The sequence below is a fragment of the Agrobacterium sp. SORGH_AS_0745 genome (genome assembly GCF_030818995.1).
GTDB lineage: Bacteria > Pseudomonadota > Alphaproteobacteria > Rhizobiales > Rhizobiaceae > Agrobacterium > Agrobacterium tumefaciens.
Genome location: NZ_JAUTBI010000003.1, coordinates 2,370,445 through 2,389,452, shown reverse-complemented (window position 1 = coordinate 2,389,452; position 19,008 = coordinate 2,370,445). Strand labels below are relative to the sequence as shown.

At 58.4% G+C, this 19,008-nt stretch carries 22 protein-coding genes and 1 pseudogene; 11 read left to right on the top strand and 12 right to left on the bottom strand.

Going from position 1 to position 19,008, the window contains the following annotated elements; translation table 11 throughout:
• The first annotated feature begins 94 nt into the window (after nucleotides 1-94).
• Nucleotides 95-1,571 (top strand): annotated as a pseudogene (locus QE432_RS21405) (NAD(P)H-hydrate dehydratase).
• 162 nt (nucleotides 1,572-1,733) lie between these two features.
• Here QE432_RS21405 and QE432_RS21400 read toward each other — a convergent pair.
• Entirely contained in the window at nucleotides 1,734-2,771 is a 1,038-nt protein-coding gene (locus QE432_RS21400; RefSeq protein WP_003515714.1) for a GlxA family transcriptional regulator, read from the bottom strand.
• Between the two features lie 272 nt (nucleotides 2,772-3,043).
• Nucleotides 3,044-3,262 (bottom strand): hypothetical protein, encoded by a 219-nt coding sequence (locus tag QE432_RS21395; RefSeq protein WP_025593690.1) that lies wholly within the window; start codon nucleotides 3,260-3,262, stop codon nucleotides 3,044-3,046.
• Nucleotides 3,263-3,501: 239 nt separating this feature from the next.
• On the opposite strand from QE432_RS21395, the gene QE432_RS21390 reads away from it, so the two are divergent.
• A complete protein-coding gene (locus QE432_RS21390; RefSeq protein ID WP_003515711.1) occupies nucleotides 3,502-4,440 on the top strand; it encodes a LysR family transcriptional regulator in 939 nt (312 codons plus the stop codon).
• Nucleotides 4,441-4,504: 64 nt separating this feature from the next.
• Here the strand turns inward: QE432_RS21390 and QE432_RS21385 are convergent, their stop codons facing one another.
• Together QE432_RS21385 and QE432_RS21380 are read right to left on the bottom strand one after the other, a co-directional pair.
• A complete protein-coding gene (locus QE432_RS21385) occupies nucleotides 4,505-5,425 on the bottom strand; it encodes a methylenetetrahydrofolate reductase (RefSeq protein WP_306625562.1) in 921 nt (306 codons plus the stop codon).
• Between the two features lie 105 nt (nucleotides 5,426-5,530).
• A complete protein-coding gene (locus QE432_RS21380) occupies nucleotides 5,531-6,307 on the bottom strand; it encodes a formyl transferase (RefSeq protein WP_065687284.1) in 777 nt (258 codons plus the stop codon).
• A 192-nt stretch (nucleotides 6,308-6,499) separates the two neighbouring features.
• Between QE432_RS21380 and QE432_RS21375 the strand changes: the two genes are divergently transcribed.
• Both QE432_RS21375 and QE432_RS21370 read left to right on the top strand, forming a co-directional pair.
• The gene (locus QE432_RS21375) at nucleotides 6,500-6,661 is read left to right on the top strand and encodes an entericidin A/B family lipoprotein (protein ID WP_003515706.1); all 162 of its coding nucleotides are present in this window, start codon (nucleotides 6,500-6,502) and stop codon (nucleotides 6,659-6,661) included.
• Between the two features lie 135 nt (nucleotides 6,662-6,796).
• On the top strand, nucleotides 6,797-7,564 hold the full coding sequence (locus tag QE432_RS21370) for a phosphodiester glycosidase family protein (RefSeq protein WP_306625559.1): 768 nt from the start codon (nucleotides 6,797-6,799) through the stop codon (nucleotides 7,562-7,564).
• 1 nt (nucleotide 7,565) lies between these two features.
• Here QE432_RS21370 and QE432_RS21365 read toward each other — a convergent pair whose 3' ends face one another.
• Both QE432_RS21365 and QE432_RS21360 read right to left on the bottom strand, forming a co-directional pair.
• Nucleotides 7,566-7,916: a hypothetical protein gene (locus QE432_RS21365; protein ID WP_003515702.1), complete on the bottom strand. Its 351-nt coding sequence runs from the start codon at nucleotides 7,914-7,916 to the stop codon at nucleotides 7,566-7,568.
• A 390-nt stretch (nucleotides 7,917-8,306) separates the two neighbouring features.
• Nucleotides 8,307-8,573, bottom strand: coding sequence for a hypothetical protein (locus tag QE432_RS21360; RefSeq protein WP_019566127.1), 267 nt, complete (start codon nucleotides 8,571-8,573; stop codon nucleotides 8,307-8,309).
• Here QE432_RS21360 and QE432_RS21355 point away from each other — a divergent pair.
• Complete coding sequence (locus tag QE432_RS21355; protein WP_013636313.1) at nucleotides 8,572-9,975, top strand: L-serine ammonia-lyase; 1,404 nt, start codon at nucleotides 8,572-8,574, stop codon at nucleotides 9,973-9,975. The genes QE432_RS21360 and QE432_RS21355 overlap by 2 nt on opposite strands.
• A 65-nt stretch (nucleotides 9,976-10,040) precedes the next feature.
• Nucleotides 10,041-10,478 (top strand): DUF1489 family protein, encoded by a 438-nt coding sequence (locus tag QE432_RS21350; RefSeq protein WP_003515697.1) that lies wholly within the window; start codon nucleotides 10,041-10,043, stop codon nucleotides 10,476-10,478.
• Nucleotides 10,479-10,574: 96 nt separating this feature from the next.
• Here the strand turns inward: QE432_RS21350 and QE432_RS21345 are convergent, their stop codons facing one another.
• From QE432_RS21345 to QE432_RS21335, 3 genes are all read right to left on the bottom strand, one after another.
• Nucleotides 10,575-11,183 carry a transglutaminase-like cysteine peptidase gene (locus QE432_RS21345; RefSeq protein WP_019566128.1) on the bottom strand — a complete coding sequence of 203 codons (609 nt, stop codon included), beginning with the start codon at nucleotides 11,181-11,183 and terminating at the stop codon, nucleotides 10,575-10,577.
• A gap of 756 nt (nucleotides 11,184-11,939) precedes the next feature.
• Nucleotides 11,940-12,557 carry a PilZ domain-containing protein gene (locus QE432_RS21340; RefSeq protein WP_065659306.1) on the bottom strand — a complete coding sequence of 206 codons (618 nt, stop codon included), beginning with the start codon at nucleotides 12,555-12,557 and terminating at the stop codon, nucleotides 11,940-11,942.
• A 183-nt stretch (nucleotides 12,558-12,740) separates the two neighbouring features.
• Nucleotides 12,741-13,298 (bottom strand): PAS domain-containing protein, encoded by a 558-nt coding sequence (locus QE432_RS21335; RefSeq protein WP_025593679.1) that lies wholly within the window; start codon nucleotides 13,296-13,298, stop codon nucleotides 12,741-12,743.
• Between the two features lie 359 nt (nucleotides 13,299-13,657).
• On the opposite strand from QE432_RS21335, the gene QE432_RS21330 reads away from it, so the two are divergent.
• Nucleotides 13,658-14,431 (top strand): rhomboid family intramembrane serine protease, encoded by a 774-nt coding sequence (locus QE432_RS21330; protein WP_174065385.1) that lies wholly within the window; start codon nucleotides 13,658-13,660, stop codon nucleotides 14,429-14,431.
• A 154-nt stretch (nucleotides 14,432-14,585) separates the two neighbouring features.
• The gene (locus QE432_RS21325) at nucleotides 14,586-15,020 is read left to right on the top strand and encodes a CBS domain-containing protein (RefSeq protein ID WP_003515681.1); all 435 of its coding nucleotides are present in this window, start codon (nucleotides 14,586-14,588) and stop codon (nucleotides 15,018-15,020) included.
• Nucleotides 15,021-15,156: 136 nt separating this feature from the next.
• On the opposite strand, the gene QE432_RS21320 is transcribed toward QE432_RS21325, so the two are convergent.
• The 3 genes from QE432_RS21320 to folE all read right to left on the bottom strand — a co-directional run bounded on the left by QE432_RS21320 (nucleotide 15,157) and on the right by folE (nucleotide 17,288).
• The gene (locus QE432_RS21320; protein WP_111782456.1) at nucleotides 15,157-16,083 is read right to left on the bottom strand and encodes a patatin-like phospholipase family protein; all 927 of its coding nucleotides are present in this window, start codon (nucleotides 16,081-16,083) and stop codon (nucleotides 15,157-15,159) included.
• A gap of 98 nt (nucleotides 16,084-16,181) precedes the next feature.
• The gene (gene hisI, locus QE432_RS21315) at nucleotides 16,182-16,634 is read right to left on the bottom strand and encodes a phosphoribosyl-AMP cyclohydrolase (RefSeq protein ID WP_013636306.1); all 453 of its coding nucleotides are present in this window, start codon (nucleotides 16,632-16,634) and stop codon (nucleotides 16,182-16,184) included.
• Between the two features lie 27 nt (nucleotides 16,635-16,661).
• A complete protein-coding gene (gene folE, locus QE432_RS21310; protein WP_003515674.1) occupies nucleotides 16,662-17,288 on the bottom strand; it encodes a GTP cyclohydrolase I FolE in 627 nt (208 codons plus the stop codon).
• A 283-nt stretch (nucleotides 17,289-17,571) separates the two neighbouring features.
• Between folE and QE432_RS21305 the strand changes: the two genes are divergently transcribed.
• From QE432_RS21305 to QE432_RS21295, 3 genes are read left to right on the top strand one after another with little or no spacing between them, the layout of a single operon-like run.
• Nucleotides 17,572-18,018, top strand: coding sequence for an iron-sulfur cluster assembly scaffold protein (locus QE432_RS21305; protein WP_306627110.1), 447 nt, complete (start codon nucleotides 17,572-17,574; stop codon nucleotides 18,016-18,018).
• 3 nt (nucleotides 18,019-18,021) lie between these two features.
• The gene (yidD, locus tag QE432_RS21300; RefSeq protein WP_111799539.1) at nucleotides 18,022-18,381 is read left to right on the top strand and encodes a membrane protein insertion efficiency factor YidD; all 360 of its coding nucleotides are present in this window, start codon (nucleotides 18,022-18,024) and stop codon (nucleotides 18,379-18,381) included.
• Nucleotides 18,378-18,899, top strand: coding sequence for a DUF1697 domain-containing protein (locus QE432_RS21295; RefSeq protein ID WP_306625554.1), 522 nt, complete (start codon nucleotides 18,378-18,380; stop codon nucleotides 18,897-18,899). Before yidD ends, QE432_RS21295 begins: the two co-directional genes overlap by 4 nt.
• Nucleotides 18,900-19,008: the final 109 nt, after the last annotated feature.

Here is a 19,008-nt window from a genome sequence, read left to right as displayed (position 1 = left end):
TTATATTTTATGCATTTGATTATTATTTCGCCGCAGCCATTTGCTTATTTTTGTATCGATTGCCTTTCCGGCGTTTTGAAGGGATGATCGCTCCATGAAATCCCTATTGAATCTCTCTCTTATCGACCCTGCTGTGATGGCCCGCATCGATGCGGCCTCAGGTCAATCCGGCATTCCCCTATACGATCTTATGGAGCGGGCAGGGCAGGCGGTCGCTGCTTCGGCCCTTCGCTACTATCCGGACGCGCTGCGTTTCGTCGTGCTCTGCGGAGGCGGCAATAATGGCGGTGATGGTTACGTTGCGGCACGCTCGCTTGTGCAAAGCGGGGCGACAGTTGCGGTTCATCATCTTGGCCACGTTACGGCCATGAAAGGCGATGCCCGCACGGCTTTCGAGGGCAGCGGCGCCACAGCCCTGCCGCTTGGCGACTATGTGCCCATGGCTGGTGACGTGGTGATTGACGCGGTGTTCGGTGCCGGATTGTCCCCGCGAGATTCCGTCGGAGCTTCGGCGCGTGATCGATGCGGTGACGCATGCAGCCGTGCCGGTTCTCGCCGTCGATCTGCCGTCTGGTCTTTGCGGCAGGAGGGGCGTGCCTCTGGGCGCATCGTTCAAGGCGGAGCGGACCGTAACCTTCATGGCGCGAAAACCCGGCCATCTGTTGATGCCGGGGCGGGAACTGTGCGGGACGCTTGAGGTGTTCGATATCGGTATCCCCTCCCGTATTCTCGCCGCTCATGCGGGATCGGTTGCGGAAAACGATCCACTTGTCTGGCGCGACGCCTTGCCCCGCTCCGAAATGGAAACGCATAAATTCCGCCGTGGGCATCTGACCGTCTTTTCCGGACCGCCACATGCGACGGGAGCAAGCCGCATGACGGCAATTGCGGCGCTGAAGGCGGGGGCGGGCATCGTCACCATCGCCGCACCAAAGCAGGCGCTCGACGTGCTTTCGGTTACTTTGACGGCGGTGATGAGCTCCGGTCTGGATGATGCGGACGATCTGCGCCACTGGCTGGACGACAAACGCCACGGCGCTTTCGTCCTCGGTCCCGGTTTCGGCGATCTCGAAAAGGCGCGGCAATTCGTGTCCCTGCTCGGGGACAAGGTGGTGGTGCTTGATGCCGATGCGATCACCGCTTTCAAGGACTGCCCGGAAACCCTGTTCGACCGGATGATTTCAGGCGCGGGGAAATTCGTATTGACGCCGCATGAGGGCGAGTTTGCTCGGCTCTTTCCCGATCTCACCGCTGACACGTCACTGAGCAAGATCGAGAAGGCGCAGACCGCATCGGCGCGCAGCGGCGCAGTGCTGGTCTACAAGGGTGCGGATACGGTCATCGCCGCGCCGGACGGCCGCGCGCTGGTCAATACCAATGCGCCGTCGAGCCTTGCGACGGCGGGGTCAGGCGATGTGCTGGCTGGCATCATCGGCGCATTGCTTGCGCAGGGAACGCCTGCCTTTGAGGCCGCCGCTGCCGGTGTCTGGCTGCATGGCGAGGCGGGCAGCAGGGCGGGTGCAGGTATGACGGCAGAGGATCTCGCCTACGCGGTGCGGCCTTTTGCGTGACCTTGAGTTGTTGTCCACTCCGTCACCCCGGACTTGATCGCAGGAGATACCTTTCGCTGCGCAGACGCGTCGTGGCTGGATGCCGGATCTAGTCCGGCATGACGGGGGGAGGTTTTCATCACTGAGGCGAGGGCTTTTTCGCCCTAGAGGTTTAAAGCCGCGTCAGTGCGCGGCTTTGCCCTGGCTCGCGGTTGCCATCCGCGAAGCGCTGATCAGCAGCTTGCGTTCCGCCCGTTCCTGTTGCGGCGTGCGATTGTAGATTTCGCGATAACACTTGGAGAAATGCGAAGCGGAGACGAAACCGCAGGCAACGGCAACCTCGACCACCGGCATGGCCGATTGCACCAGCAGGTGGCGGGCGCGGTCCAGGCGGATTTCAAGATAGTAGCGGGCGGGTGAGCGGCCCATTTCCTGCCGGAAGAGACGCTCCACCTGTCGGCGCGACAGATCGGCCGCATCGGCGATGTCGAGCAGCGACAGCGGCTCGGACAGATTGCCTTCCATCAATTCGATGATCGACAGGACCTTGCTATTCTGAACGCCGAGGCGCGCACGCAGCGGCAGGCGCTGGCGGTCGTTGGGGCTGCGCACCCGGTCCGTCAATTGCTGCTCGCAGACGCGGTTGACAAGATTTTCGCCGAAATCCTGACCGATCAGGCTCAGCATCATATCGAGCGATGCGGTGCCGCCGGCGCAGGTATAGATGTTGCTGTCCACCTCGAAGAGATCGGCATAGACTTCCACCTGCGGGAAGGCTTCGGAAAAACCAGGCAGGTTCTCCCAGTGGATCGCACAGCGTTTGCCGTTCAAGAGACCGGCCTGCGCGAGGATATGCGCGGCGGTACAGAGGCTGCCGATGGCGATGCCGCGATTATAGGCTTCACGCAGCCAGGCATTGACGGATTTGTTGATGTGCTGGTCGACATCGATGCCCGAACAGATGATTGCCATTTCAACGCGGTTTTCGCCGCTGACATATCGGCGCTCATCGGCAAGACAGGTGTCCACCTCAAGACAGATGCCGCTTGATGACATGACCTTCTGGCCGTCGAGCGAGGCGAGGCGCCATTCGTAAGCCTGATAGCCCAGCATGCGATTGGCGATGCGAAGCGTTTCAACCGCTGCGGCGAACGGCAGCATGGTAAATTGCGGAATGAGAAAAAAGACGATTGAGCGTTTCTTCTGGGAGTTCCTGCTCATTTGCCCGTGCTCCGTTGCGAATACGCAATTCCTCCCTTGGAATCGGTCTTCTGGATGTCCTGTTTCCGACATCTTTAACGAAAAATACGCCGTGAAATCCGGGCTGTCAAAAAATAGCTTTTGAAATATGCAAAATTTGCGACAAGCCTTTTTAAAGGGCGTCGTGTCGCATGTAAAACAGGCAGGTCATTTTACGCCTATGCCGGCGCGTCTCGGGATTGACGGGGATGGCTCGCAAGTCCTGAGACGGTTGCGAGCCATGGGGTTGCGCATCATTTGCGGACGACCCTGATGCGGTTGCTGTCGGTTGTCGGCCATCCAATGTCCTTCAATGTTTCAGGCGGCAAACCTTCCAGCGCGCGGAGCATTCTTGCGCGCTTCCATGACGTATGGAGAGCGGAAATCTGTCCGGACAGGCGCTGGAGCCAGCTACCGGTCGAGGGGCGTTGCGACGAACGGCTCGCTGCGGGGTGATAATGTATCATGGCCATGTCTTGATCCTTTCGTGAACCACGATCCTGTTTACGACTTCGGTATGCGCTTACATATCTCATCAAACAAGAGAATGAATTTTATGTCATTCATCAGTTTTAGGAATGACTCGCGCTAGCCGCCTGCCGGAATTCCTGTCTTTCCGTGATGGGCCAGCGCTTCATTCCGACAAGGCGTTAGTTGCCCTGTCATTCGATGTCCCGGATGGTGCGCCTGTGTTGACATTCAATCAAACGAAATGATATCCATCTATAAATCAAAATATTTGAAGGTTCGTGCCATGACCGTAACTTTCCGCCAACCGCTGCCGCTGCTGGATAACGACATTCTGAGAACCTTCGTCGCGATTGCCGAGACCGGGAACTTCTCCACCGCTGCAGAGGTGGTGTTCAGAACGCCGTCCGCCGTTTCCATGCAGATAAAGAAGCTGGAGGAACAGCTGAAGACGACGTTGTTCCTGCGCGATGCCCGCTCGGTGACTTTGACGGCGCATGGCGAAACGCTTCTTACCTATGCGCGCCGCATGATCGCGCTGTCTAACGAGGCCGTGTCGCGTTTCGTCATGCCTGAACTGTCTGGCGTCGTCAGGCTCGGTGCGCCGGAAGATATCGGCGAGCGCGGTTTGCTCCCGGGTATCCTCAAGCGTTTTGCCGAGGTTTTCCCCGGCATCATGATCGATGTCACGATCGATTCCAGTTCCAATCTCTACAAGCGCATGGATGAACGGCGGCTGGATCTGGCACTGGTCAACTGTGCGTCGCATCCGCTGCGGGATACGGGCGAGGTGCTGATGCGCGAACGCCTCGTCTGGGCCGGGGCAAAATGCGGTACGGCCTATCTGCGCGATCCGCTGCCTATATCGATCTGGGAAGAGGGCTGCATCTGGCGTTCGGAAGCGATCAACTCGCTTGAAAAGCGGGGTCGCAATTTCCGCGTGGCCTATCTCAGCGGCCATACCATGGCGCAGCGCGCAGCAATTGCCGCCGATCTCGCCATCGCGCCCCTGCCGCGCTCCTATGTGCAGAACGACATGGTCATTCTGAGCGACAAGGAAGGCCTGCCGGAACTTGGTTATTTCGATATTCGCCTGATCACGGGCGAAAGACCCTCGCGCCCCATCCTTGCGGTCGCGGAAAGCATCCGCAACGCCTTTGTCGAGGTCGCCAAGGCGGCCTGAGGTAGATCTTTATAACGGGAATGCGCGACGGCGAGCGTCCGTCGCGCCATAGGCAAAGGTGGGCCTAGATCGCTACCGTGCCCCGTTTTGTGGAAAAGTCCGCATCGCCGGTTTGCCAGCTTCCACGACCCGCCAGCCAGTCTGCCGAATTCTGTAGCCCACCAAATGGGAAAACGTGTATTTGCCGGATCGGCCCTGCGGGATTTGCCTGCCAGTGCCGTTCGATAGGGCCGACCACGCTTTCCGGTGAATGGCCCTTGGCCAGCGTCGTCAGGGAGAGCGCGTTCTTTTTCAGATAGGCGATGGAATTGCCGACGCCGCAGAGAGCTGCATATTTCAGCAGCGTCGTGATCCTGGCCGGACCGGAGACGCCGATATGCACCGGCAAGTCGATGCCGGAGGCGGCAAGTCCTTCCGCCCAGGCGATGAAGCGCGCGGGGTCGAAGCCGAACTGGGTGACGATGCGCATTGCCGCATCGCTTCTTTCGGCAAAATCATACTTCAACTTCAAGGCGGCCGTCGCCGTCTCATCGCTGAAATCGGGGCTGCCTTCGGGATGGCCGGCGATTGCAATCTGATTGATCCCGCAGCGATCGAAGATGCCGGTCGACAGCATATCCATGCTGGATGTGAAGGGTCCAGCCGGCGTCGCGACGCCACCGCCGACTACCAGCACATCCGACACACCCGCTTCGCCTGCCAGCCGCTTCACCTGCTCCTCGAATTGCACGCGAGACGATATGCGCCGTGCCGCGAGATGCGGCACTGGTGTGTAGCCGAGATCGCGGAGGTGTTTTGCAGCGTCGACCAGCCTGTCCTGCGAGGCCTGTCCGGTGTCTGTCAGATAAACACGCACGCCCTGTGGAAAGATACCGGCAAGACTTGCCGGGCCGAGCACCTGTGCGGGTGAGGCTTCAATGGAGGCGGCAATGGCGGGAGAGGTCGAGATATCGTGCAATTTGAATTTGGTCCTTTTCCTTATCATGCACCGCTTTTTTGCCCACGTCTTTGCCTGTTGCGGCAAGACAGCCCTGCATCTGCGACGAAGCTTGATTTCATGCGTTTGGCTGGCGGCAATGGCTGGTTGTTCTCACCAGACACGTTTGGTGAGGCCGTTCCACAGCCATGTCCAGATCGTCGGCGGAAACCGCAGCACCGATTTGCCAGGCAAGGGCGGTTGCGGCGCAAGGCTGCCGGAAAGGGCGTCCTCGATAGCGCTGACCGCAATATCGACCGAGGCGGCGGTCAGAAGCAGGGGGTAGGTGGCAATGGTATCGGAAGGCGAGGGCTTCAGCCGCTTTTCGTAAAGGGTTGCGCCGGTATCCACGCCCTTGTCGACCAGATGCACGGTCGCACCGAAATTACCCCGGTCCTTTTCCACCAGCGCCCAATAACCGCCCATCTGGCCGCGATAGGCGGGATTGATGCCGGCGTGGAAATTGATGACCGGGCAGCGCAGAGCTTGAAGGGTTGCCGGTGTCAGAAGGCGGCAGGAAATGGTGAAGATCGCCGCCGGTTGCAAGGTGTTGATGGCCTTGTGGCACTCTTCGTCGTTCAGGGAGGCAACATGTGTAACAGGAACTGCCTGGCCGAGATCGGCAGAGAGGCCATGTTCGGCAATGATCTCATTGGTGCGCCGAACAGTGAAGCGTTTGCCGAGCCGGGAGGCGATCATCGTCGCCATCTGGCCTGCGGCTGTCATCCAGCCGAGCCGCCGTGCCCGTCTTTTCAGAATGGCCGATTTGCTTTCCGCCTGCTCCACGATGACATGGATATCCGGAAACCGGGCGGCCAGCGCATTGATCATGACATTGGGGTTCAGCCCCCCCGCCGTCATCACCAGTAGCCGATTGTTTATCTCAGTCATGTCACCCACACGATTTTCCCGATCATGATCCCTGCGCCCGAGTTTCCCTCGCGAAGTTCACAACCATGTTAATTTTCACCGACGGGATTTTTTCAAACGCCGGTGGAACCGATTTCCAATGCTCACGTTATTGTGACGCATATCACATCGGCGCTTGCCTTTGGACGGCAAGTCATAGGGGAGTTATTTCAAATGATCACACGTATTCTTTCGACAGTTTTCGTGGCTTTGTTGACCGTCGTGACCTTGAGTTCCTGCGGTAATACCATTCGCGGCGTTGGCCGGGATACGGCAAATGCAGTGGACGCCACGCAGGACGCAGGTCGTAGCGTAGACCGCGCCGCGCGTCGCTAAGTCTCTCCCCTCCAAGGTCTGGCGTCTCCCTGAATGAAGGGGACGCCTTTTCTTTGACCTGATTTCACCGTCACAGTTCATGAAGTAAGAATCGCGCCGTATTAAGATGGGGCGAGAGGGCATGAGCGGGCGTTGATGAAAAGACTGGTGACGAAAAGACTGATTGGCTTGCTGCTGCCATTGCTTTTGCCGTTTTCGGCTGAGGCGGGCGGACAGGCGGATTTCTGCAAAACCATGGAGCATGCGGGCGGACGTTACATCGTCTGCAGTTTCGATCCGGCGAAAAGCATGATCCGGATTTACGACCGCGATCATGTCTCGGGTGAGGGATATCGCTCCTTCTCCGATCTCTCCTCCGCCCTTTGGCGGCAGCACATGTTCAGCGTTTTCGCCATGAATGGCGGCATGTATCATTCCGACTATTCTCCCGTTGGCCTTTTTGTCGAAAACGGCGTCGAACGTTCGCCGATTATTACCGGCGGCGGGTGGGGCAATTTCCATCTTCTGCCGAATGGCGTGTTTTATCTGAAGGGTGCAATGGCGGGCGTTCTGGAAACGCAGGCCTATGTGTCTGCCGGCTTGAAGCCGGATTTTGCCACCCAGTCCGGCCCGATGCTGGTGATCGATGGAAAGCTGCATCCGCGATTTCTGCCCGATAGCGACAGCCTGAAACGCCGCAACGGCGTCGGCGTGTCGCGCGACGGCATGGTGCATTTCGCGATTTCGGAAAACACCGTGCGTTTTTACGACTTCGCGACGTTGTTCAGGGATGTGCTGGATGCGCCAAACGCGCTGTATCTCGACGGGACGATTTCCAGTGTCGACATTCCCGCGATGAAAAGGCGCGATTCCCTGTTTGCCATGGGGCCGATTATCGCTGTCGTCGACAGGGTGCCTGACTAAGTCAGATCGGCGCCTTGGGGTAGGCCTTTTCGAGGCCTGCCGATGCCGTCAGTCCCTTGCGGAAGGCCAGATAGGCAGGATGCTGGCTGGCCTTGGCCGCTTCCGTGATGCGTATCTGCAGGCGGGCAGGGGCGTTACAGCCCAGCCATTCGCCTGATGTCTCAAGTTTCAGACTGTTGAGGAAGCGAGCGTTGGCCTGTTGATCGAGATAGAGATTGAGGCCGGCCAGCAGGTTTTCATCCTGCAACACGTTTTCCATCAAAAGCAGCACCCACGCCTTGTCCTCGCTTGCAAGCGAGGCAAGTTTCGATGCGACCGTCTCGCGGTCCGGAAAAGATGATGCCTGCTGCATGTAATGACGAATCCCGTTGCCGTTTTCTGTCGATAAGGCACAGCCGAAAGGGTTTCAAGGCACAACAGTCCGGACACTGAAATTCAACTCTGGAATGCCGATTGCCGCTGGCTTCAACAGGTGTTTGTGCGAAACCTTCATAAACCAGTTACACTTTGGTTCAAATTGAGGCGAACGGCAAAAAGGGGTAACCCGAAAGCCCCGATCTAAAGCCTTGTTTTTTCACACACCTATGCAACTGACGAATGGCAGCCCGTCAAAAACGCCTTCATTTAGCCGCTTTTTGCATTTGCGTTCTGCGCCGGATTTTAATAAATGCTTCCCCCAACGGGCCCGGTCTTGAAGATCGCCCGGAGAGTGAATAGCTGGAGTAATCATGGAAGAAACCGCTCAGAAATCCTGTTGGGCCGTCACCTTGCGCGCGCTTGCAGGCTTTGCCGCATTTCTCGCATTGACGTACATTTTTGGCAGCCCATAAGCACTTCTCATGAATGACGGGTTTTGAAACGGCGCGGTTTCCTCTGGAAACCGTGCTGTTTTCGTTTCTGCGGCCTGTATGTCGCAGCTGCAAAAGCCGGTGCCGCTCTTTTGTGGCGATCCGTCGCGGCTTTGGATATGATGGCGGTGGAATCCATTCTTATTCAAGGTAAGCCTCATGTTTCTTTCGGTCTTCGACGTCTTCAAGATCGGTATCGGTCCTTCCAGCTCGCATACGATGGGGCCGATGACGGCGGCGAACCGCTTTCTTGCGCTTATCCTCGGTGATGAATGGCCGCGTCCGGCGGGTGCTTCCGTGTCGCGCCTGAAGGTCAGCCTGCACGGTTCGCTTGCTTTTACCGGCATTGGCCACGGCACCGGCCGTGCGGTCATCCTCGGCCTGACGGGCGAGCGGCCGGATCTCGTCGACCCCGACGCCATGGACCCGATCATCGAAAAGGTTGAAAAGGCCGGTACCGTGTCGCCACCCGGCCACCCCTCCTATGAGTTCAACCCAGCCGAGGATCTGGTCTTCGACAAGAAGAACCCGCTGCCCGGCCACGCCAACGGCATGACCTTTTCCGCCTTCGACAATCAGGGCAGGCTGCTTCTCAAGCGCATCTATTATTCCGTCGGCGGCGGTTTCGTCGTGACCGATACGGAACTGGAAGCGATCAAGCAGCGCGGCAAGACCATCGATAATGGTCCGCGCGTGCCTTATCCGTTCGCCACGGCGCGGGAAATGCTTGAGATGGCGGGCCGCTCCGGCCGCACCATCGCCCAGATGAAGCGCGCAAACGAAGAAACGGTAATCTCCCGCGACGAGCTGAACGAGCGCCTCGACCAGATCTGGGAGGCGATGAACGGCTGCATCGAGCGCGGGCTGAAGGTGGATGGTATCATGCCGGGTGGCCTGAAGGTGCGCCGCCGTGCCCGCTCCATCTACGAGAAGCTGAATGAGGAATGGCGCAGCAACCGGCTCAATCCTGTCATGGCGAATGACTGGCTGAGCGTCTATGCCATGGCCGTGAACGAGGAAAATGCTGCGGGCGGGCGCGTGGTGACAGCGCCGACCAACGGCGCTGCGGGCGTCGTTCCGGCCACGGTCCGGTATTTCCGGCATTTCCACGAGGATGCGACCGTTGACGATGTTCGCGATTTCCTGCTGACGGCGGCCGCAATCGGCGGCATCATCAAGCATAATGCATCTATTTCAGGTGCCGAGGTCGGCTGTCAGGGCGAGGTTGGGTCCGCTGCCGCCATGGCGGCCGCAGGCCTTGCCGCCGTCATGGGCGGTTCGCCAGAACAGGTGGAGAATGCCGCCGAAATCGCGCTCGAGCATCACCTCGGCATGACCTGCGACCCGATCGCCGGTCTGGTGCAGGTGCCCTGCATCGAGCGCAATGCGCTGGGTGCGGTGAAGGCGGTAACGGCGGCTTCCCTGGCGTTGAAGGGTGACGGCCAGCATTTCGTGCCGCTCGATGCCTGTATCGAAACCATGCGCCAGACCGGCAACGACATGAGCGACAAGTACAAGGAAACTTCCACCGGCGGTCTTGCCGTCAACGTTGTGGAATGCTGAGCGGGCAGGGCGTCAGGCATGGTCCACATGCTTGACGCCCGACGCAAAAAGGCATTGATAAGCATATGCCTTTACATCTTATAAAACTTTGCGTCGGCGCGGATTCACTCCAGGACTTGAGAGACTGGGTCGCGCATCGCTCGCTGACCGCGATCGCCGCTGGCCTTGAGCCGCACAGCGTCCACACCACGCGGATGATCCCGAAACGGCTTGAAGAATTGCTGGAAGGCGGTTCGCTCTATTGGGTCATCAAGGGCCAGGTGCAGGCGCGGCAGAAACTTCTCGACATACGTTCCTTCAAGGGCGACGACGGCATTACCCGCTGCGATCTCATTCTCGGCCCCGAGGTGATCGAGACGTCGCCTGCGCCGAAGCGGCCGTTTCAGGGCTGGCGCTATCTCAAGGACAACGAGGCCCCACGCGATCTCGGCGGCGGTGATTTCGGCGGCGAGGAGATGCCCTCCGACCTCAAGAGGGAACTGGCCGAGCTAGGCCTGCTCTGATCGTCAATGGATGTGATTGAAATGAAAAAGCCGGCTTCCTTCGCGGAGCCGGCTTTTTCATTTGGGGAGACGGTATTTGCGTGGGTTTGGGTGGCTTCAGTTGATGCCGCCAACCGCAGTGGTGGCGCGGCCATCCTGTATTTTCACCCAGCGTCCGGGATTGGCGGTGTCCTGACGCTTCAGGTAGGTATATTCGGTCTCCGACCAGTTCATGACCTTGTTGCGCATGTTGTCGAGGACGAAATCACCGCGATCGGTGCGAACGGTCAGAACTGCATGGCCTTCGCCATTCGGCTGCAGAACAACCGTGATCAGCAGGTTGTTGGCGGAGAAGCCCTTGTTCATCAGCATTTTGCGCTTCAGAAGCACGAAATCTTCGCAATCGCCGACCGTGGTCGGGTAGGCCCAGCGCTCTTCGACGCCGTAGATTTCCATGTCGGTCATCGGCGTGATCGTGGTGTTGGCGGTATAGTTGACGTCGAGCATCGTCTTCCAGCGCTCTTCGGTCAGTTTCATCGGGCCGTTATCCAGCGATGTCGGCTGGCATTCGCTCTGATAGGTCTGGCAGAACTCGTAGTGGCCAATCGGCGGGTTGGCCTTGCCGATCACGCGCATGGCGGCGGATGGCGAAGCGCTGGCCTGATGGGCGATGGCGCTGACGATGAATGCGATCAGAAAGAAACCGAAACGGTTGTTTTTGTTCATTGCTTGTCTCCCCGTGTTGAGGAGACACTCGCATGTATATTTTGACCCCGCGGAAAGATGCGCGTGTCAATTTGAGCTTATATTTCAGCAAATTAGCGCTTGTTTTGAACTGTATTCGAGTTAGTTTTTACGCGTGTTTGAAGCAAATTTTATTACAATTTTACGCATCTCGACCTTAGGTTTTTGGTAGCCATTTAGGCTGCTGTATTGAAAGCGATTTTTGGCACAGAGATATTTTTGCGATGCTGGGTAGTCAGGCCGCGGAGCGTATCGAAGACGCGGATTTCCCGTTTTGGGATTGGTGTTTCAAGTCGGGACAGGGCAAAAAGGCAGCGAAAAAAACTTCAAGAAAACTGTTTTTTTCTTGGAAAAAATGCCTGGAACGGGATTTTCCAGTGCGGTTTTGCGCAGGAACTAACGCGAAATGGAGCGCGCCGGGCACTCTGACCGGATAGCACGGAAGTCAGCTTCAACGGAATCCAAAGTGCTGGAAAGCAGTATTTTAGACTGTCAGCGCAAATGCACGAGCGGCATTTTTGTAGACGAGAGCAGTCTGCTCCCATCATTCCGGCCTTGAGCCGGAATCGGATCGATGTGCGCCTGCGTGGCGGGAAAAGCTTTTTCGGCCAAGAGATCTGGGCTGGCTGTATTCCGGCCCACGGCCGGAGCGCCGGAAAGCGATAGCCGTGACAAGATCTGGCAAATGCCGCACTTGCCGCACGGACATACCGCTCCACGGTATTACTGAAAGATGATCTAGAGAAATTCGATCAGGGCGTCGGGCGACTGGACCCGGTCGAATTCGACCGCAACGCCTTCCATGAAGTGGCGTACGATCTTGCCGCTCATGTTCTTGCCAAGCTGGACCCTGGTGCCGAGTGGAGGCCTGTTTTCGATCTCGATGGCTGCGCCCGACAAGGAAAGGTCGATCAGCCGGCAGGCGAGAAGCACGCCGTCTTCCAGCATCAGATGTGCCCGGGTGTTGCGTGGTGTCAGGCGGTCGTGGCGGCGGTCTTCCGGCAGGCCGAGCAGCTGGCGCTTGGCGATCCATGCGAGCTGGGCGGCCAGCTTTTCCCGCTTGCGTTCGGGCGCATTGATGGCAATGACGAAGCCCGACGCGGTAAGCGCCGTAACCGTTCCTTCGATGCGGCCGATATGCTGGAGATAGGAGATGACGCGATCACCGTTGCGCGCAATGCCCGAGCAGGCGAACAGCGCTCTTTCCGCGGTCATCTCGGTTGCGGTGCAATCATATTCCTGGTGATCGGGTAACATGAGGCGACCAGTGAAGGACACACGGACGGGATCGTCGAAGTGAACCTCTTCAACCGGACGCAGGGTTTGGGCAATGTTGACCGAACGTGATGAGAACATGGCAGCGCAATTGTAACCAGTGATGATGACAAATCTCTACGCCGCCCGGGTTAACAGACTGTATTGTTTAACCCTTACAATTTTTGCAATCGTCAAAATCGTTACAGCTTTGACGTATTTCTTACGAAATTCCGGCGCGATCATACGCGATCCACCTTCACCATGCGGGGTGGGATGCGGCAGTCAGCGGGTTACCGCATGCGGCATGACAGCGGTTCGCGCATTCGTAGAATACGTTGTCGGCGCGATATCCATGCGTAGCAGGCGGCTGCTTTTCATGACGAGGCAACTGATCGGTGCTGCGAATTCGTGACGGGGCCGCTCCGGCAGCAGCGCTCCGAGCAATCTCGGGGCTGTGTCATTATCCGAACTTAGCGGCAACAGCAGCATTTCGAAAGCAAGCGGCGCTGCGCCATGGTCGTCCTCCGCTTCGATATCGAACACCACGGGCAATTGATGTTGCAGGATGCCGCGTGCGACGCGGCAGGGGAAGGTGGCACTTGCCGCCGGCCACAGATCCGAGAACGGGCTGTCGCGCAATTCCCTGCCGAACAGGTCGCACAGGTGCGTGCCTGCAAGGCGGAAGAATGGCGTCCTTTCTCCCTTGTCCACGAGGATGAAGAGGTCGCCGAGATGATGTTTCAGCTTTGCGGGATCGAAGTCTTCTCGGCGGGGCGCAGGTTTATTGCCGCGCAGCGTGTCCCAATAGGCATATATCTCCAGTCCGGCCATGCTCTTCATAGCATCGTTCTCCATGTTCGTTTTTGGGACATCATGTCCATCCGAACGTCTGTTACTTGTGGTGTAGCGAATTTCATGCCAACCGATTTTGTTAAGGTTAACAAATGGTTGAGATTGCGCGACGACCAAGGTCGTGGCATCGCTGCGGCCATGTCGGGGACATGCTCCCAGTCAGCACAATTGATGCTTTCGCCCGTAACTTTACGGCGGGCGTGCAGGCCGGACTGCCCCTGGGTACAGGCGCTCGAACCGATTGCTGTTTTTGCGTCGTGGCTCGAAAGGCAGGACGGCTTTTTTTTCGCCCGGGCTTCCTATATTGCTCGGGGGACGCAAATTTCCACAAAAACAGGGATGGAATCATGTCCAACGGCGACGGCGAACAGCCGCCGGTTTCGGAAAGTCAGGAACTGAAAGAGGACGCACATAATCCCGTCTTCAACCTGCCGCCGCTTCTGGTCGGCATATTGGCGGCGCTGCTCTTGGCCTTCGTGGTTCCGGCCTATCTTCTTTCGGAGGATGGCAACGGCTGGTTCATCTTCACCTTCGGCTTCATTCCGCTGCGTTACGCGGTGCCATTATCCCAGCAGGGGCTGGAATGGCTCTGGACGCCGGTGACATATTCTTTTCTGCATGGCGGCATCGAGCATATTCTTTTTAACGGATTGTGGTTGATGGCCTTTGGCGCGCCGGTTCTGCGCCGGATCGGAACGCTTCGCTTCGTACTGTTATGGTGCATATCCGCCGCCGTTTCAGCTTTTGGCCACGCGGCGCTGAACTGGGGCGATGTGACGGTTCTGATCGGAGCATCAGGTGTCGTTTCGGCGCTGATGGGAGCCGCATGCCGTTTCGCTTTCCCGTCACGCGGCGGCTACAGCGCCTCTTTCGGCCATCTGATGCCGAGGCAGAGCATTGTCGCGGCGCTTTCGAACAGGACCGTGCTGATCTTCACGCTGATGTGGCTTTTCGGCAATGTCCTGATCGCGGTCGGCGTGCCGCTGCTTGGCGATGTCGGCGGTGAAGTCGCCTGGGATGCGCATGTCTTCGGCTTTCTGCTCGGCTTCCTGTTCTTCGGCCTGTTCGATCGCCCGATCCGCGGGAACCTTTCCAGTGGAAGTGTGGAACACCCGGTATAGCGCGATCACGCTCCTTGTCGGCCGTGGCGCAAATTTGCTTGTGCAGGTCCCATCCGGGATTGCATTCGCATAGGCCTCAGCGCACCATGTTCCATGATTTGCAACCGCGGAGAGACTTCGCCGCGTTGCAGATTGCTGACAGGAGGAGGAAGGCATGGCAACATTCGTAAAAGATCTTCTCGACCGCAAGGGCCGGAATGTCGTGACTGTGGGTCCGAGCGTAAGCATCGGCGAGGCGGCAGCAACGCTGAATGCGCACAAGATCGGTGCACTCGTCGTGACCGATGCCGACGGCGTCGTTCTCGGTATTTTCACGGAACGCGATCTGGTGAAGGTCGTGGCAGGCGAGGGCGCTGCCTCCCTTCTGCAATCCGTTTCGGTGGCCATGACGAAGAACGTCATCCGCTGTCATCACAATTCCACCACCGACGAATTGATGGAAATCATGACCGGAGGGCGGTTCCGCCATATTCCGGTTGAGGACGACGGTCGTCTTGCCGGCATCATCTCCATCGGTGACGTGGTAAAGGCGCGGATCGGCGAGATCGAGGCGGAAGCCGAACATATCAAGGCCTATATCGCCGGATGAGGTTTCGTTTCCGGCGCGTCCGCAATAGTCATTTCGAAACGACTCCGTCATTCCTGTGACACGCGCAGGAATGACGGCCTAGGAGGCTGCGGCTACCGCAAGCTGGAATGCTCAGCACGAATATTTGTAGTGTAAGTTAGCGTCGGAACGCCTGCTGCATGCGCTCCAGCTCGGGAACGCGGGCGCGTGTTTCCTCGTATCCCCTGTCGATGGCTTCGCTGGCGCGATGGAATTCCGAGAGGCCGATATCGTTGATACGGGGATGCAGCATGAGGTCGGGCGGGTCGCCCGCCAGGCGCGAGCGCGAAATCCGGTCCTGAATGATATTGAAGGCCTGCACCATGACGCCAGGCAGGCCGGGGCGCGGCGGACCTTCCAGGGAAGGTGCTGCGCCATTCGGGGGCGAAGAGGAATGTTTGACCACGGCAGAGCGGCCGAACAGATCGTAATTGAGATTGACGGCGACGACGAGCGCCTGCTCATAGGCCCTGCAGACCGAAACCGGCACGGGGTTGACGAGAGCGCCGTCGATCAGGGTGCGGCCGTTGCATTGCACGGGCTCGAAAATGCCCGGCAACGCATAGGATGAGCGCAGTGCGGTGACGAGGTCGCCCTGGTGAATCCAGACCTCGTGGCCGGTGCGCAATTCCGTGGCGACGGCGATGAAAGGGTGCTCGAGGTTTTCGACGCGCAAGCCTTCGAGATGCTCCTGCATGCGCTTAGTCAGCCGCATGCCGCCGAAGAGACCGCCGCCGCCGATCGTCAGATCGAGCAGGCCGGCAATACGCCGCATTGTCAGCGAACGGGCAAATTCCTCCAGCTCATCGAGCTTTCCGGCGAGATAACAACCGCCGACCAGCGCGCCTATCGAGGTTCCGGCAATCATGCCGATTTTTACACCGGCTTCGTCTAGTGCCCTCAGGACGCCGATATGGGCCCAGCCGCGCGCAGCACCGCCGCCGAGCGCAAGCGCAATCCGGCGCGTATCAACGACCTCGTTGACGATTGTTTCGGTGCTGCCAGCCGCAAGAGCATTGTGACGATTGCTTCCCCAGCCCAACATGACCGTACACTCCCTGCCTGCTCCCAGGACCCGGTCTGTTCCTCCCCGAATCCTGAATTATTGGTAGCAAATTGGTGCGGCGGATGGAAGGTGGCCGTTCACGTGCCAGAATAGGTAGTCGCCGGGTCGAAATGGCGGGTATCGTCGGTGATTCTGGTGACGGCATTGCCATCGGCCAACTCGACCGTGCGGTAGAAGCAGGAGCGGCGGCCGGTATGGCAGGTTGCGTCATGACCTGCGACGGAGACCTTCAGCCATACGGCGTCCTGATCGCAATCGGTGCGGAATTCCTTCACGGTTTGCAGGTTGCCGGAGGTTTCGCCCTTTTTCCAGATCTTGTCGCGCGAGCGGCTGTAATAGTGGGCGATGCCCGTTTCCAGCGTCAGCGACAGGGCTTGCGCATTCATATGGGCGACCATCAGCAATTCACCATCACGCGCATCGGTGACCACGGCGGTGACAAGGCCGTGGGCATCGAATTTCGGTGAGAAGAGACCTGAATTTTCAAGCACTTCCTTGTCCGCAGGCGCGGACGGAAACGAAATGGACATTGCTACCCCGGGGAAAAAGCGGAACCGTTAGCGGTTCCGCACCATGGTCATGAAGCGCACCTGCTCTGCCGGGTCGTTCTTGAAGGTGCCGGTGAAGCTGGTGGTGAGGGTCGTGGACCCCTGCTTGTTTACGCCGCGCATGGACATGCACATATGTTCGGCGTCGATCATGACGGCCACGCCGCGCGGCTTCAGAGTTTCCTCGATGGATCTTGCGATCTGCGCGGTCATGTTTTCCTGCGTCTGCAGGCGGCGGCCAAAGATTTCAACGACGCGGGCGATCTTCGACAGGCCGAGCACGCGCCCGGCCGGAAGATAGGCGACATGCGCTTTGCCGACGATCGGAACCATGTGGTGTTCGCAATGGGAGAAGAAGGGGATGTCGCGCACCAGCACCACATCGTCATAACCGCCAACTTCCTCGAAGGTCGTGCCGAGAACGTCCTGGACGTTCAGCTCGTAACCGGCGAAAAGTTCGCGATAGGCCTTGGCAACGCGCTTCGGCGTGTCCAGGAGTCCTTCGCGGGCGGGATTTTCTCCTGCCCAGCGCAGAAGAACGCGCACTGCTTCTTCCGCTTCCGTCTGGCTTGGGCGAGCCTCTGCCACATCGGGTTTTGCGCCAGCGCCGGGGAAATTCTTCACGATCGCATCCATTCCGTCTCTCCCGATGCGGGTCAAGGCCGCACCTGAACTTTGTTTTTCGTAGCGGGGACTTCGTCCACCGTTGCTGCTATCTGGTTGTTTTACAGCATTTTGGCAAGGCCGATGCTGATATTTCGGTATCGGAGCCGTTAATTTCATATCGGCTTGATGTCCAGAAAGCTCGTTAGCATATAATGGGAATGAAGGGCAGGAAAGCTCCACTGCGACAAACGCTGTGTTTGAAAAAAATATCCTGTCCCGTTTTTGGGCATTCTTGAACGCCGGATACCTGATGATGGACGATATCTACAACAACCGAATTCTGGAATTTGCCGGAAATATTCCGCTGACCGGCGTGCTGGATGATGCCGATGCCAGCGCTGAAAAACACTCGCGGCTGTGCGGCTCCAAACTCAAGGTCTATCTGAAGGTGGAAGGCGGCATCGTCACGGCTTTTTCACATGAGGTTCGCGCGTGCGCGCTCGGCCAGGCATCCGCCTCGATCATGGCGCATCATGTCGTCGGCGCTTCCAGCGGTGAGATCCGGCAGGCGCGGGAAGACATGCTCGCCATGCTGAAGCAGGGCGGCGAGGGGCCAACAGGCCGTTTCGAGGATATGCGGCTGCTTTCACCCGTCCGGGATTTCAAGGCACGCCACGCCTCGACCATGCTGACCTTCGAAGCGGTGGTCGATGCTCTCGACCAGATCGAAGCCCGGCCGGTTCTGAACGTTGCGGGTTAGGCGATGTGCGGTGAACCGGACTGCGGACATCAGAAGACGGGGGATAAGGTCGGGCGATCCCGCAACTGGGGGGGAGTGTTTGCGAAGACCCCAGGCCGTCTTTTCGGCGTTGGCTTCATTCGGCTCTATCAGCTGACTTTGTCGGGTTTCGTCGGCAATTCCTGCCGCCACATTCCCACCTGTTCCGAATATGGCTATGAGGCGATTGCCCGCCACGGACTTTGGCCGGGCGGGTGGATGACGCTGTTTCGCGTCGCGCGTTGCGGTCCGGGCGGCACCAGCGGGCTGGACCCGGTGCCGGAAACGCTTGGCGCTGACAAGCACTGGTGGACGCCCTGGCGATACTGGATGCTGCATCGATGACCTATGTCGCTCTTCTGCACAGCATCGTGCTCGGGGCGGGCAAGCGGCTCATCATGGCCGATCTGCGTGAAATGGCGCAGGATCTGGGCTTTGAGGAATGCAGGACGCTGGTCGCGACCGGAAATCTGGTTTTCCGTGCACCGGAGGCGCCTGTCTGCGAAATCGAGGAGGCATTGGAGCGCGCCTTTGAAAAACGGTTCGGCAAACACGTCGATATTCTCGTTCGCTCAGCGCCTGATTGGCTTGCCCTGACTGCCAAAAACCCCTTTCCGGATGGCAATCCACCGGATGTCTGCGTAAGGGTGATGCGCAAGCCGCTTGCCGGGGATTATCTTGGACTCTTGGAGAAGTACCGCCAGAAGGAAAAGATCGCCATTGTCGGCGGTCAGCTGTGGATCGACTTTTGCGGCAAGCCAAGCGAAAGCCGGCTTCTCTCTGCGCTGACCACGAAGAAGCTCGGCATCGGCACGACCCGCAACGCCAATACCGTCAATGGAATTGCCGAAATGCTTCGCTGAGCCGCCGTTCACCTTTGACTGGAACGGGAAAATTCTTTATCAGCCTGCCTGCCCATCTGCGAAAGAGGGCGTTCTTTTTATTCCAACACCACCCGCATTCGTTGGCGGG

Coding starts and splice junctions, on each gene's coding strand:
- QE432_RS21400 (WP_003515714.1), bottom strand. CDS start 2,771: ATGAGCAGGAACTCCCAGAAGAAACGCTCAATCGTCTTTTTTCTCATT.
- QE432_RS21395 (WP_025593690.1), bottom strand. CDS start 3,262: ATGGCCATGATACATTATCACCCCGCAGCGAGCCGTTCGTCGCAACGC.
- QE432_RS21390 (WP_003515711.1), top strand. CDS start 3,502: ATGATATCCATCTATAAATCAAAATATTTGAAGGTTCGTGCCATGACC.
- QE432_RS21385 (WP_306625562.1), bottom strand. CDS start 5,425: ATGATAAGGAAAAGGACCAAATTCAAATTGCACGATATCTCGACCTCT.
- QE432_RS21380 (WP_065687284.1), bottom strand. CDS start 6,307: ATGACTGAGATAAACAATCGGCTACTGGTGATGACGGCGGGGGGGCTG.
- QE432_RS21375 (WP_003515706.1), top strand. CDS start 6,500: ATGATCACACGTATTCTTTCGACAGTTTTCGTGGCTTTGTTGACCGTC.
- QE432_RS21370 (WP_306625559.1), top strand. CDS start 6,797: ATGAAAAGACTGGTGACGAAAAGACTGATTGGCTTGCTGCTGCCATTG.
- QE432_RS21365 (WP_003515702.1), bottom strand. CDS start 7,916: ATGCAGCAGGCATCATCTTTTCCGGACCGCGAGACGGTCGCATCGAAA.
- QE432_RS21355 (WP_013636313.1), top strand. CDS start 8,572: ATGTTTCTTTCGGTCTTCGACGTCTTCAAGATCGGTATCGGTCCTTCC.
- QE432_RS21360 (WP_019566127.1), bottom strand. CDS start 8,573: ATGAGGCTTACCTTGAATAAGAATGGATTCCACCGCCATCATATCCAA.
- QE432_RS21350 (WP_003515697.1), top strand. CDS start 10,041: ATGCCTTTACATCTTATAAAACTTTGCGTCGGCGCGGATTCACTCCAG.
- QE432_RS21345 (WP_019566128.1), bottom strand. CDS start 11,183: ATGAACAAAAACAACCGTTTCGGTTTCTTTCTGATCGCATTCATCGTC.
- QE432_RS21340 (WP_065659306.1), bottom strand. CDS start 12,557: ATGTTCTCATCACGTTCGGTCAACATTGCCCAAACCCTGCGTCCGGTT.
- QE432_RS21335 (WP_025593679.1), bottom strand. CDS start 13,298: ATGAAGAGCATGGCCGGACTGGAGATATATGCCTATTGGGACACGCTG.
- QE432_RS21330 (WP_174065385.1), top strand. CDS start 13,658: ATGTCCAACGGCGACGGCGAACAGCCGCCGGTTTCGGAAAGTCAGGAA.
- QE432_RS21325 (WP_003515681.1), top strand. CDS start 14,586: ATGGCAACATTCGTAAAAGATCTTCTCGACCGCAAGGGCCGGAATGTC.
- QE432_RS21320 (WP_111782456.1), bottom strand. CDS start 16,083: ATGTTGGGCTGGGGAAGCAATCGTCACAATGCTCTTGCGGCTGGCAGC.
- hisI (WP_013636306.1), bottom strand. CDS start 16,634: ATGTCCATTTCGTTTCCGTCCGCGCCTGCGGACAAGGAAGTGCTTGAA.
- folE (WP_003515674.1), bottom strand. CDS start 17,288: ATGGATGCGATCGTGAAGAATTTCCCCGGCGCTGGCGCAAAACCCGAT.
- QE432_RS21305 (WP_306627110.1), top strand. CDS start 17,572: ATGGACGATATCTACAACAACCGAATTCTGGAATTTGCCGGAAATATT.
- yidD (WP_111799539.1), top strand. CDS start 18,022: ATGTGCGGTGAACCGGACTGCGGACATCAGAAGACGGGGGATAAGGTC.
- QE432_RS21295 (WP_306625554.1), top strand. CDS start 18,378: ATGACCTATGTCGCTCTTCTGCACAGCATCGTGCTCGGGGCGGGCAAG.